The 12109-nt window shown below is 65.4% G+C and carries 10 protein-coding genes; 3 read left to right on the top strand and 7 right to left on the bottom strand.

What is annotated here, in order from left to right; translation table 11 throughout:
• Window positions 1-8 precede the first annotated feature (8 nt).
• Complete coding sequence (locus Q0C42_RS15900; protein ID WP_295078015.1) at window positions 9-656, bottom strand: class I SAM-dependent methyltransferase; 648 nt, start codon at window positions 654-656, stop codon at window positions 9-11.
• Between the two features lie 90 nt (window positions 657-746).
• On the opposite strand from Q0C42_RS15900, the gene Q0C42_RS15895 reads away from it, so the two are divergent.
• Window positions 747-1589 carry an SDR family oxidoreductase gene (locus tag Q0C42_RS15895; RefSeq protein WP_295078013.1) on the top strand — a complete coding sequence of 281 codons (843 nt, stop codon included), beginning with the start codon at window positions 747-749 and terminating at the stop codon, window positions 1587-1589.
• A 52-nt stretch (window positions 1590-1641) separates the two neighbouring features.
• Here Q0C42_RS15895 and xylA read toward each other — a convergent pair whose 3' ends face one another.
• The 6 genes from xylA to Q0C42_RS15865 form a co-directional block, all read right to left on the bottom strand.
• A complete protein-coding gene (gene xylA / locus Q0C42_RS15890) occupies window positions 1642-2943 on the bottom strand; it encodes a xylose isomerase (protein ID WP_295078010.1) in 1302 nt (433 codons plus the stop codon).
• A complete protein-coding gene (xylB, locus tag Q0C42_RS15885; RefSeq protein WP_295078007.1) occupies window positions 2940-4379 on the bottom strand; it encodes a xylulokinase in 1440 nt (479 codons plus the stop codon). The genes xylA and xylB overlap by 4 nt, the downstream gene beginning before the upstream one ends.
• Window positions 4379-5143: an ATP-binding cassette domain-containing protein gene (locus Q0C42_RS15880; RefSeq protein ID WP_295078004.1), complete on the bottom strand. Its 765-nt coding sequence runs from the start codon at window positions 5141-5143 to the stop codon at window positions 4379-4381. The genes xylB and Q0C42_RS15880 overlap by 1 nt, the downstream gene beginning before the upstream one ends.
• A 12-nt stretch (window positions 5144-5155) precedes the next feature.
• The gene (locus tag Q0C42_RS15875; RefSeq protein ID WP_295078001.1) at window positions 5156-6547 is read right to left on the bottom strand and encodes a sugar ABC transporter permease; all 1392 of its coding nucleotides are present in this window, start codon (window positions 6545-6547) and stop codon (window positions 5156-5158) included.
• 146 nt (window positions 6548-6693) lie between these two features.
• On the bottom strand, window positions 6694-7719 hold the full coding sequence (locus Q0C42_RS15870) for a substrate-binding domain-containing protein (RefSeq protein ID WP_295077998.1): 1026 nt from the start codon (window positions 7717-7719) through the stop codon (window positions 6694-6696).
• Window positions 7720-7868: 149 nt separating this feature from the next.
• The gene (locus Q0C42_RS15865) at window positions 7869-8894 is read right to left on the bottom strand and encodes a substrate-binding domain-containing protein (RefSeq protein ID WP_295077996.1); all 1026 of its coding nucleotides are present in this window, start codon (window positions 8892-8894) and stop codon (window positions 7869-7871) included.
• A 214-nt stretch (window positions 8895-9108) separates the two neighbouring features.
• Between Q0C42_RS15865 and Q0C42_RS15860 the strand changes: the two genes are divergently transcribed.
• Window positions 9109-10389: an ROK family transcriptional regulator gene (locus Q0C42_RS15860; RefSeq protein ID WP_295077993.1), complete on the top strand. Its 1281-nt coding sequence runs from the start codon at window positions 9109-9111 to the stop codon at window positions 10387-10389.
• Window positions 10390-10409: 20 nt separating this feature from the next.
• Window positions 10410-12077, top strand: coding sequence for a glycoside hydrolase family 3 N-terminal domain-containing protein (locus Q0C42_RS15855; RefSeq protein ID WP_295077990.1), 1668 nt, complete (start codon window positions 10410-10412; stop codon window positions 12075-12077).
• Window positions 12078-12109: the final 32 nt, after the last annotated feature.

Raw genomic sequence — 12109 nt, 5'->3', positions numbered from 1 at the left:
ATGACAGATCAGGCGGCCCGGAAAAGCGCGATAGCAGCGCGGTCGGCGGCATGTTCGGCATCGATCCCGGCGGCAGCGGCGCCATAGACATCGACTTCGATCAGGTGAAGGTCGGTGATGCGCTTCTGGTCCGCCAGATCCGCCAGCGCAACGTCGAACCCCGCCGAGGTCCAGACCCGGCGGTTGATCGACAGCGCGAACTGCGCCTGCGGGCGGGCGACCGAAAGCAGGTGCGGCAGCGCCTCGGGTCCGACATGCCCCGCGGTGAATGTGCCCGACGAAACGATGCCGCCATAGCGCCGAGGCAGGCTTAGCGGCTTGGTGATGTCAGCCTGAAACTGACCCTCATAGATGCCTTTTTCGGCCGCGCGCTCCAGCATGGCGGCCGAGAAATCGACGGCATCCACCGGATCGGTAAACCCCATCTGCCGCAACGCCGCGGCCAGAAGCCCCGTGCCCGCGCCCACATCCAGAACCGGGCCCTGCCCCCGTGATCCCAGAAAGGCCGCCGCAACATGGGCGGGCAAGAGGTACTGCATCTCGGACGCGAACCCCTGGTCGTAGTTCTCGGCCCAGTGACGGTAGTAGGCCAGGCAGGCCTCTGGCCCCGCCAGCCCCAGCGCGCCCTTCAGCCCCTGGTCCTTGCCCTGCTCCATCTGTCACCTCCGCGTCTTGTTCAGCATGGAATGCGATCCAGGATGTCGCAAGCCCTTGCCTCGCCTTGCCCGCCCCCCGATAGTCGCCCCATGTCCACGTTACTTTCCCTTGGTCACGGCTATTCCGCCCGCGCTCTTGCCCGGCTTCTGGTTCCCCAGGGCTGGCGGATCATCGGTACCACCCGCAACCCCGCCAAGGCCGACAAGTTCCGCGCCGAAGGCGTGGAGCCGCTGCTTTGGCCCGGCGATCTGGAGTGGGTGCTGGAAGAGGCGACGCATATCCTCTGTTCCGCCGCTCCGGATGCGAAGGGCGACCCCTTCCTGCAGGCGGTGCCCGAAATTGCACGGTCGAAAGCGGGTTGGGTCGGCTATCTCTCGACCACCGGAGTCTATGGCGACCATGACGGCGGCTGGGTGGATGAGACGACGCCGCTCACTCCGCAATCTGACCGGGGGCGGCAAAGGGTGCTGGCCGAGGGGCAGTGGCTGGCCACGGGCCTGCCGGTCCACATCTTCCGCCTCGCGGGCATCTACGGCCCCGGCCGCGGCCCGTTCGAGAAGGTGCGCGACGGGACAGCCCGCCGGATCATCAAGCCGGGGCAGGTCTTCAGCCGCATCCATGTCGACGATATCGCGCAGGTGCTGGAAGCCTCGATGCGCCAGCCCAATCCCGGGGCGGCCTACAACGTCTGCGACGACAACCCCTGCCCGCCGCAAGAGGTGATCGGTTACGCCGCCCAGCTTCTGGGGATGCCCGAGCCACCTGCGGTGCCCTTCGAAGCGGTCGCGCCAACGATGACCCCGATGGCGCTTGGCTTTTACAGCGAGTCAAAGAAGGTCAGGAACGACCGGATCAAGGACGAGCTGGGGGTGAAGCTTCTGTATCCCGACTATCCGCTGGGGCTGGCAGCACTGCTGGCCGACGGCGACTGAAACGACGAAGGCCGGGGCAATTCCCCGGCCTTCTGGTTTGATGCAATCTCGTTCAGACGTAGCGGTTCCAGAGGTTCTCCAACCGCTCCTGCCGTCCGGACTTGGGCTGCGGTTCCAGCTTCTCGGCCGTGACGCGCGCGGCGGCATCTTCCAGGCTGCCTTTCAGCATGGACTGAGCCTTCGGGTCGTTCCACCCGGCGTAGCGCGTCTTGACCGCTGCCTCCATCTCGCCCGACTCCAGCAGGGCGGCGGCGGCTTTCAGCGCACGGGCGCAGGTGTCCATCCCGCCGACATGGGCCAGGATCAGATCCTCGGGGTCCAGCGATTGACGGCGGATCTTGGCGTCAAAGTTGGTGCCGCCGGTGGTGTAGCCGCCCGCCTTCAGGATCTCGTAGAAGGCCACGGCCTTTTCGGCGTGGTTGTTCGGGAACTGGTCGGTGTCCCAGCCGGACTGGTAATCGTTCCGGTTCATGTCGATCGACCCGAAGATCCCCAGCGCGGCGGCCAGCCCGATCTCGTGCTCGAACGAATGCCCAGCCAGGATCGCGTGGCCCTGTTCGATGTTGGTCTTCACTTCCTTTTCCAGCCCGAAGTCCTTCAGGAAGCCGTAGACCGTCGCGACGTCATAGTCGTACTGGTGCTTCGACGGCTCCTGCGGCTTCGGCTCGATCAGGATTTGGCCCTTGAAGCCGATCTTGTGCTTGTACTCCACCACCTGCTGCAGGAAGCGGCCAGCATGGTTGCGCTCGGCCTTGAGGTCGGTGTTCAGCAGCGTCTCATAGCCTTCACGCCCGCCCCAAAGGACGTAGTTCGCGCCACCCAACCGGTGCGTCACGTCCATGTTCGCCTTCACGGTCGCGGCTGCATAGGCGTAGACGTCCGGGTCGGGGTTCGTGGCCGCGCCCGACATCCAGCGGCGGTGGCTGAACATGTTCGCCGTGCCCCAAAGCAGCTTGGCCTTATGCTTGGCCTGCTTCTCGCCGATGTAATCCGCGATCTCGTTCAGGTTCTTGAGCGATTCCGCGAAGGTGGCGCCTTCCGGCCGCATGTCGGCATCGTGGAAGCAATAGAAGGGGACGTTCAGGATATCGAACATCTCGAAAGCCACGTCGGCCTTGAGCCGCGCGAGATCCATCGTGTCGCCGAACCAGGGGCGCTGCAGGGTCTGCCCGCCGAACGGGTCGCCACCCGGCCAGGCAAAGCTGTGCCAATAGGCGACGGCAAAGCGCAGATGATCCTCCATCCGCTTGCCCAGGACCACTTCGTCCGGATTGTAGTGGCGGAAGGCAAATTCGTTCTGGGACTCCGGACCCTCGAACGTGATGTGCGGAATGCCTTTGAAGAAGTCGGTCATGTCAGGTCCTTGATGGCAGTTTGGGCGGCGCGGAAGCGGGCATGGCCCGCGTCGAAGGCATCCTTGAGGGACGGATCGGGGTCGATGATGCGGGCGATCTGCGGCAGCGTGGCGATCTCGGCACCGGCACCGGTCGCGGCCATCAGGCCAAGGCGAGCGGCCCCGAAGGCACCACCGAAGTCCCCGGCAACGGGTAGCTGGACCGGGCAATCCAGCGCGGTGGCGATCAGCTTCAGCCAGTAGTCCGACTTCGATCCACCCCCGACAGCCAGCAGGTGCTGCAGCCGCGTGCCCGTCGCAGCCAGCGCATCGCGGCTGTCGCGGATGGCGAAGGTGACACCCTCCAGCACGGCGCGGGTGGCAGCCTTGCGGTCGGTCGCATGTTCAAGGCCCGTGAAGGCGCCCCGCACGGTGGCCGAGTTCAGGGGCGTCCGTTCACCACCAAGGTAAGGCAGGAACAGGGTCCTGCCGGGGGCTTGCAGATCGCCGAGTTCCCCGGTCAGCCGGGCCGCATCGGTGCCGATCAGATTGGCATACCAGTTCAGCGCATCGGTCGCGGCCAGGATCACGCCCATCTGATGCCAGGTATTCGGCAACGCGTGGCAGAAAGTATGCACCGCTGTCGCCGGATCGGGCTGGTAGCCGTCGTTCGCCGCAAAGAGAACGCCCGAGGTGCCAAGCGAGACAAACGCCTCCCCCGCCCGCACGACGCCCACGCCAACGCCCGAGGCCGCGTTGTCGCCGCCGCCCCCGGCCACGACCACGCCCTTCGGCAAGCCCCAGCGGGCCGACAGCGCATCGCGCAGATAGCCCGAGACTTGCGAGCCTTCGACCAGCTTCGGCATATGGCTGCGGTCAAGGCCAGTGGCCTGCAACAGCTCATCCGACCAGTCGCGCTTGGCCGTGTCCAGCCAAGCCGTCCCGGCGGCATCGGACATTTCGCCGACATGCTCTCCGGTCAGCCAAAGCCGCAGGTAGTCCTTCGGCAGCAGCACCTTCGCCACCCGCTCGCGGATCGCGGGTTCGTGCTGGGCGACCCACATCAGCTTCGGCGCCGTAAAGCCCGGGAACACGATGTTGCCGGTCAGGCGGCGGAACATCGGGTCGCCGTCCAGCTCGGCGGCTTCCTCATGACTGCGGGTGTCGTTCCACAGGATGCAGGGGCGCAGGACCTCGTCGCTGGCGTCCAGAAGGGTCGCGCCGTGCATGTGACCCGAAAGCCCGATGCCGCGTACCTGTCCCAGCGGTTTCTGCGCCGCAAGCCGGTCGAACACCGTCTCGGCCGCGGAAATCCAGTCGGACGGGGCCTGCTCGCTCCACCCTTCATGCGGGCGCTGCACGGTCAGGGGGGCAGTCGCCTCGGCAAGGACCGTCTGGTCCTCGCCGATGAGAATGCCCTTCAGACCCGAGGTCCCGAGGTCCAGCCCGATATACATCACGCGGCCAGATGCTGGGGCTTCTTGCCCAAGATGATCATGCCCAGGATGTCGTCGTCGGTGACCTCGTCCACGTTCACCGTGCCGACCAGCTGGCCGTTCTTCATTACGGACGCCCGGTCGCACAGCTTCATGACGTTGTGGATGTCATGCTCGATTAGGAAGATGCCAAGGCCTTGGGCCTTCAGCTCCTGGATCAACTCGGCCACCATCTGCGTCTCATGCGGACCCAAAGCGGCGGTGGGTTCATCCATGATCAGGATCTTGGCGTTGAAGTAGACCGCCCGCGCGATGGCGACCGACTGACGCTGGCCGCCGGACAGCATGTTCACCGGCACGTTGAACTTGCGGAAGTTCGGGTTCAGGCGACCCATGATCTTCCGCGTCTCGGCCTCCATCTTCGACTCGTCGACGAAGCCCATCGGCCCCACCAACTCGCGCCCCAGGAACAGGTTCGACGCCGCATCCAGATTGTCCGCCAGCGCAAGCGTCTGGTAGATCGTCTCGATGTTCTGCGCGCGGGCATCGCGCGGGTCCTTGATCTCGACCTCCTGGCCGTTGATCAGGATCTGGCCCGCATCCTTCTGATACGCCCCGGACAGGCATTTGATCAGCGTCGACTTGCCCGCGCCATTGTGGCCCAGAAGGCCCACGACCTCACCGGGGAAAAGGTCGACCGTGACATGGTCCACGGCCTTGATCCCCCCGAACGAGATCGAGATATCGCGCAGTTCGACAAGCGGGGTTCCGGTTCTGTCTACCATGATATCAGCCCCTTACTTGATGCGTTTGCGGTAAACGATGTCGAGCCAGACGGCCAACACCAGTGCGATGCCGATCACGATCCGCTGGTAGGACCCGTCGCCGAAGCCGATCAGCACCATGCCGGTCTGTAAGGACGTGAGGATCAGCGCCCCGATGATCGCGCCGTAGATCGTGCCCACGCCGCCAGCCAACGATGTCCCGCCGACAACGGCCGCCGCGATCACGTACAATTCGTCCAGGTTGCCCATCGCGTTGGTGGCACTGTTCTGACGCGCCGCACCGATCACGGCGGCGATCCCAGCCAGCGCACCCATCAGGGTGAAGATCTTCACCGTCATCGCGCGGGTGTTGATGCCGGACAGAGCCGCGGCCTCGGGGTTGCCACCGATGGCAAAGACATAGCGGCCGAACCGGGTTCGGGTCATCAGGATGGTCATCCCGATGGCGACGATGATCATGATCAGCACGGGGTAGGCGAAGCCGTGGCCGAAGCTGGCGCAGACGTCGGTGTAGATGTCCCCACCCTTCTGCGCGCAGGCCGGTACCTCTTGCCCGATGCTGGCATAGTATTTCTGGATGTTGCCCAGCGGCCAGATGTAGCTGTTGACCATCGCCGTCGCGCCCAGGATCACCGCGCAGACCAGACCGATCACGAAGGTCTCGGCCCAGACCGGGCGTTGCGCGAAACCGTGGGTCTTGCGCGAGCGGCGACCGTTAAGGAAGGCCCAGACCACGAAGACGCAGGCGATGACCGCGAAGATCCAGCTGCCGGTCTTGCCCAGTGCCCCGAAGGACCCGCCACCGATCAACGAGAACGTGTCATCCAGAGGCGCGATGGTCTTGCCGCCGGCCACCAGAAACGCGGCCCCGCGCCAGACAAGAAGACCGCCCAGCGTGACAATGAACGAGGGGATGTTCAGGAAGGCGATCAGCACGCCCTGGAAGGCCCCGATCAGTGCCCCCATCGCGATGCCGAAGATCACCGTGATGATCCAGATCGACGGATGACCCAGGCCCAGGGCGGGCGTCAGCCACTCGACTTGCAGCAGGCCCATGTACATGCCGACCATGCCCATGATCGACCCGACCGAAAGGTCGATGTTCCGGGTGATGATGACCAGCACCATCCCCGTCGCCATGATGCCGATATAGGCGGTCTGGACCGACAGGTTCCACAGGTTGCGCGGGGTCAGGAAGCCGTTCGCCTCGGCTTGCGCGGCACCCAGCAGCAGCGAGGGCCGGCCCAGGACGAAGGTCGAATAGGCCTCGAAAGCGACCCAGATCAGCAGCAGCGCGCCGACCATGCCCAGAAGGCGCGGGTCGATCTCCGTTGCGCGCAGAAATCGGGAGAACCCGCCTTCCTGTGGCGCCTGGAGTGTCGGGGAATGGGGTGTATCGGTCATGTCCTCGTCCAGCCTGAGAGGGGATAGGGCTGTGCCGGTAGCTTGCGCAAACCTGTGCGCCATGTCGCCCGAAATGCGGAACGACGGACCAGCCATGGGAAAGGACCGGCGCCGCCCGCAAGGACGGCGCCGGAGATCAGCCTAGATCACTGGCAGGCAGCGACTTCGGCAGCAGCGCCTTCGCAAGCCTGCTCTTTGGTGATGTGACCCGCTTCGATCGCAACGTTCAGCGTGTCCTTGGTGATCGGGGTCGGGGACAGGAGGATGGCGTTCATCTCCACGCCCTTCTCGCCGCCCGAGAACTTGGTCGCGCCCGGAACTGCGTCCAGAGCGGCCCCGTCGGCCAGAGCCGAGGCGATTTCGCCCGCGGCCTTGCCAAGCTGACGCGCGTCCTTCCAGACCGAAACGGTCTGGGTGCCGCGTGCCACACGGTTGATCGCGGCAAGGTCGCCGTCCTGGCCACCCAGCGGAACGTTCAGGCCCTGTGCAGCCAGCGCGGCGGCAGCGCCACCAGCCATGCCGTCGTTCTGGCTCAGAACGGCGTCAACGGCGTTGTTGTTGGCGGTCAGGATCTGCTCCATGTTCTTCTGAGCATTTTCCGGCTTCCAGCCGTCCGAGTTCGCTTCGCCAACGATCACGATGTCGCCCGAGGCGACAGCAGCGCCGATGACTTCTTCCATGCCCTGACGCAGGAAGCCAACGTTCGGGTCACCCGGGTCGCCCTTGATGATCGCGTAGTTGCCCTTGGGGGCCACGGCGAACACCGATTCCGCGATGATGCGGCCGACGCCAACGTTGTCGAACGTCAGGTAGAAGGTGCGGTCGTCTTCGATCAGACGGTCGTAGCCGACGACCGGGATACCTTCGGCAGCGGCTTTCTCGATGGCCGGCCCGATGGCGTCCTTGTCCCAGGCGTTGATGACGAGGGCGTCAACGCCTTGTGCGATCAGTGCGTCGATGTCCGACAGCTGCTTTTCAGCGGACGACTGTGCGTCGGCCGAGACGTAGGTGTTGCCGGCAGCTTCGATCGCGGCCTTCATCGCCGCTTCGTCGATCTTCCAGCGCTCTTCCTGGAACTGCGCCCAGCTGACGCCGATCACCTTGCCTTCGGCCAGCGCGGCGGACGAAAAGCCGGTCACCGCCAGAACGGCGGCGAGAATTGCGTTACGCATATGTAACCTCCCTAGTGTATCGGCCAGCAGAAGGCCGGCCCGGCAGATTCGCCGTGGCAGGCGCGACTTTGCCGCGAATAATTTCAGTTGTCAAAATATAAAACGGCCGCGCCTTGCGCGACCGTCACAATCGCGGGGTAGCCTTGCGTTTACTGGCAGGCTTCCACGGTCGGAAGCGCGCCTTTGCACACATCCTTCTTCGTCACGTGGTCTGCATCGATGACGACGTCCAGGTTCTCCGCGGTGACGGCTGTCGGGGTCAGCAGGATGGCCCAGACCGGAATGCCCTTCTCGCCCCCGGTGAACTGGGTCGCGTCCGGGATCAGGTTCATCGGGGTTCCGTCCGCCAGAAGCCCGGCGATCAGGCCGGCGCGTTTGGCAAGTTCGAAGTTGTTCTTCCAGACCGAAACCGTCTGCGTGCCCTGGGCCACCCGGTTCAGCGCAGCCGGGTCGCCGTCCTGGCCGCCCACCGGCACCGAAAGCCCCGCCGCGGCCAGAGCCTCGATCGCCGCGCCGGCCATGCCGTCGTTCTGCGCCAGCACCGCATCGACCTGGTTTCCGCTATCGGCAAGGATCTTCTCCATCACCGCCTTGGCATTCTCGGGTTTCCAGCCGTCGGCATTGGCCTCGCCGACGATCTTGATCTGTCCGCCAGCCACCGCCGCACCGATGACTTCTTCCATGCCTGTCCGGAGGAAAGTGCTGTTCGCATCGCTGGGATCGCCCAGGACGATGGCATAATTCCCCTCGGGCTGGACCTGCTTGACGATGGCAGCGATCAGCCGCCCCACGCCGACGTTGTCGAAGGTCAGGTAGAACACCCGCTCGTCCTCGATCATCCGGTCGTAGCCCAGGATCGGAACCCCGGCCGCCGCAGCGCGGTCGATGCCGGGGCCGATGGCTTCCTTGTCCACGGGCTGGATGATCAGGGCATCAATGCCTTCCGCCACCAGTTTCTCGATGTCGCGCAGCTGCTGCTCGGCCGATCCGCCCGCATTGGTCGGGATGTACTTGTTGCCGTTCCGCTCGATCATCGACCGCATCGCGGTCGCGTCCCAGCGCCAGCGCGCCTCTTGAAAGTCGCCCCAGGCCACGCCGATCCGCTTGCCTTCTGCAAGGGCATCAGTGGCGAAGCTGGTGATGACCAGAACGGCGGCAAGGATAAGGCTGCGCATGAGGTGTCTTCTCCGGTGGATTGGAACTCAACACGACTACTCTTTCGGTTGAGCGAACTGCGACCCAACGCTGCCACAACAATTTCAGTTGTCAAAATAATTCGTCTGGCAGAAGCTGGGCATTCGCGAGTGTCGGGGCAAATCCGGCAAAAATACGGTTAAGTGGTGGCGCTTACTGCCACATTCGGCAACGTTTACTTCGGGGAACAAATAAATGCCTCCCAGCGCGACTCGGCACGCCGGCAGCGAGGGTCGCAAGGGCGTTGGCCCCTTGATCCCGCCGCTGACCGAAAGCCAGCGGCCGCTGCGTCAGCAGGTGTTCGAACTGGTGCGTGCCGCCGGCCTCATCCCCCGCGTGCAGCTGGCCAAGGATCTGGGCGTCAGCCCGGCCTCGGTGACCACCATATCCTCCGAACTGATCGAGGCGGGACTGATCGAGGAAGTCGCCGCCCCGCGCGACAACGATGCCGGGCGCGGCCGCCCCGCCGTGGCGCTGGGGGTCCGCGCGCAGGCGCATCGCGTCGCCGGGATGAAGCTGTCGGACCGGGAACATACCGCCGTCATCGTCGACTTCGCCGGCAAGCTGATCGCCGACGATGCGATTCCCCGCCGACCCGGCCCGATGTCGCTGCCCGAAATCCTTGAGGTCATCGAAACCCTGCTTGCCCGGGTCTGCGCCAAGGCCGGGATGGAGCGATCGGACCTTTCCGCCGTGGGCATCGGCCTGCCCGGCTTCGTCGACTGCGCCGAAGGCACGGTCTTCTGGTCCTCGATCCTGGCCGAACGCAACGTCCCCATCGCCGCCGCCGCCACAGCGCGGCTTGGCCTGCCCGCCTATGTCGACAACGATGCCAACCTTGTCGCGCTGGCCGAGCTGTGGTTCGGCGCGGGGCGCAGCCTGTCGGACTTCGCCGTGGTCACCATCGAACACGGCGTCGGCATGGGGTTCGTGATGAACCACCGCATCTACCGCGGCGCCCAGCGCCTGGGGATGGAACTGGGGCACATGAAGGTGCAATTGGACGGTGCCCTGTGCCGTTGCGGCCAGCGGGGCTGCATCGAAGCCTATGTCGCCGACTATGCCCTTGCGCGCGAGGCGGCGACGGCCCTGAACTGGGGCCACAAGGAAAGCCAGCCGATCAACGTGCTTCTGGAAAGCCTCTACGACCACGCCAAGGCCGGCAACGTGACCGCGAAGTCGATCTTCCGCCGCGCCGGGCGTTATCTGGCCTTGGGGCTGTCCAACGTGGTCAACCTCTTCGACCCCTCGCTGATCATCCTGTCAGGCGAGCGGATGCGCTACGACTACCTCTACGCCGCCGAAACGCTGGACGAGATGGAGAACCTGGCGATCAACACCGGTCGCCCGCGCCCACCGATCGAGATCCACGCCTGGGGCGATCTCCTATGGGCGCATGGGGCGGCGGCACTGGCCCTCTCCGAAGTGACCGAGGCGATCCTTTCTTCGGTCGCGCGCGAAATCGCGGCGCAGTAACCCCCCGACAAAGCTGTCCGATGACCCAGATCGATCAAATGCTTTCCGCCGCGCCCTTCGCCCTGGACGCACCAGCCAGGGACTGGGTCCGCACCACCCTTGCCGGCATGGACCGCGCCGCGAAGGTCCGGCAGCTGTTCGTCCATATCTGCTTTGGCACCGGCCCCGAAGTGGCCGACCGCATCACTGCTCTGGCCCCCGCCGGGATCACCAAGTTCTTCGGCCCCGATGCCACGGCGGAACTGGACACGCTGGAAGCTCTCCGCGCGGCGGCAGACATCCCCTACCTCGTCTCCGCCGATCTTGAGGGCAGCCGGATGAGTCCCTCTTTCGGGACCGAGGTGCCGAACCCCCTCGCCCTTGCGGCGGTCGACGACGTTCAGGCTTCCGCCACCATCGCCCGGATCATGGCGACGGAAGCCCGGGCCGCCGGGATCAACTGGTCCTTCACGCCCGTCATCGACATCAACGCGCTCTTCCGCTCGCCCATCGTAGCCACCCGCGGCCTTGGGTCCGCCCCCGACCGCATCCGCGAGCATGCCCTTGCCCATATCCGCGAACTGCAGGCCGCAGGCGTGGCGGCGACGGTCAAGCACTGGCCCGGCGAAGGCCACGACGACCGCGACCAGCACCTTGTCACCACGATCAACCCGCTATCGATCGACGAATGGAACGCCAGCCACGGCGCGCTGTACCGCGCGGCAATCGAGGCCGGGGTGATGTCCGTGATGTCCGCCCATATCGCCTTCCCGGCCTATGTCCTGGCCCAGGACCCCGACGCCGGGCTGGAGGCCTACCGCCCCGCCTCGGTTTCGCGCCTGCTGAACCAGACCCTCCTGCGCGAGGAGTTGGGGTTCAACGGCCTCATCGTCTCGGACGCGACGCCGATGGCCGGACTTGGTGCCTGGGCGCACCGCGACGTGGCGCTGCCGGAAATCGTCTCCTCGGGCTGCGACGTCATCCTCTTTTCCGACGAGCCCGAGGCCGACATCGCCCGGATCGAGGCCGCACTGGAGGATGGCCGGATCACCGCAGCACGGCTGGACGAGGCAATGATCCGTGTCCTGGGCCTGAAGGCCGCCCTCGGGCTGCACCAGACGGGAAAAGCACCGGCGGACCGCTCCAAACTCGCGACCCCCGCCAGTGCCGAAGCCGCCCGCAGGATCACCGCCCGTGCGCCGACGCTGGTGAAGGACGTGCAGGGTCTCCTGCCACTGTCACCCAAGGACCACCGACGGGTTCTGGTCTACTCCACCGGGATCGTCACACCCCTCGATGGTGACGGGATGCCGTTGATCTTCCCGGACCTTCTGCGCGCCGAAGGGTTCGAGGTCACGCTTTACGACCCTGCAACCCGTCCGGACCCGCGCAGCTTCGACCTGGTGCTTTATGTGATGGCAGAGGAAACCCTGCTGACCCGTGGCCGAATTTTCCTCGACTGGAACCGCCTGACCGGGGGCCTGTCCGGCGCGATGGAGCGCCATTGGCACGAGGTGCCGACAGCGCTGATTTCCTTCGGCTATCCCTACTACCTGTACGACGCGCCGCGCCTGCCCTGTGTCGTCAACGCCTATGCAACAATGGACACGATGCAGCGCGCCACGCTGGACTGTCTGCTGGGCCGCGCCCCCTTCCAGGGAAACAACCCGGTCGACCCGTTCTGCGGCCTGCCAGACGCCCGCTACTGACCGCTCCTTGATCGACCGCGTCTCCTCCTCGC

Origin of the sequence: Tabrizicola sp. (assembly GCF_022842145.1) — a bacterium.
Taxonomy (GTDB): Bacteria; Pseudomonadota; Alphaproteobacteria; order Rhodobacterales; family Rhodobacteraceae; genus Tabrizicola.
This window is presented reverse-complemented; position numbering and strand designations above follow the sequence as displayed.

Bases quoted from the DNA above. Each gene is read 5' to 3' on its own strand.
- Q0C42_RS15900 (WP_295078015.1), bottom strand. From the start codon at position 656: ATGGAGCAGGGCAAGGACCAGGGGCTGAAGGGCGCGCTGGGGCTGGCG.
- Q0C42_RS15895 (WP_295078013.1), top strand. From the start codon at position 747: ATGTCCACGTTACTTTCCCTTGGTCACGGCTATTCCGCCCGCGCTCTT.
- xylA (WP_295078010.1), bottom strand. From the start codon at position 2,943: ATGACCGACTTCTTCAAAGGCATTCCGCACATCACGTTCGAGGGTCCG.
- xylB (WP_295078007.1), bottom strand. From the start codon at position 4,379: ATGTATATCGGGCTGGACCTCGGGACCTCGGGTCTGAAGGGCATTCTC.
- Q0C42_RS15880 (WP_295078004.1), bottom strand. From the start codon at position 5,143: ATGGTAGACAGAACCGGAACCCCGCTTGTCGAACTGCGCGATATCTCG.
- Q0C42_RS15875 (WP_295078001.1), bottom strand. From the start codon at position 6,547: ATGACCGATACACCCCATTCCCCGACACTCCAGGCGCCACAGGAAGGC.
- Q0C42_RS15870 (WP_295077998.1), bottom strand. From the start codon at position 7,719: ATGCGTAACGCAATTCTCGCCGCCGTTCTGGCGGTGACCGGCTTTTCG.
- Q0C42_RS15865 (WP_295077996.1), bottom strand. From the start codon at position 8,894: ATGCGCAGCCTTATCCTTGCCGCCGTTCTGGTCATCACCAGCTTCGCC.
- Q0C42_RS15860 (WP_295077993.1), top strand. From the start codon at position 9,109: ATGCCTCCCAGCGCGACTCGGCACGCCGGCAGCGAGGGTCGCAAGGGC.
- Q0C42_RS15855 (WP_295077990.1), top strand. From the start codon at position 10,410: ATGACCCAGATCGATCAAATGCTTTCCGCCGCGCCCTTCGCCCTGGAC.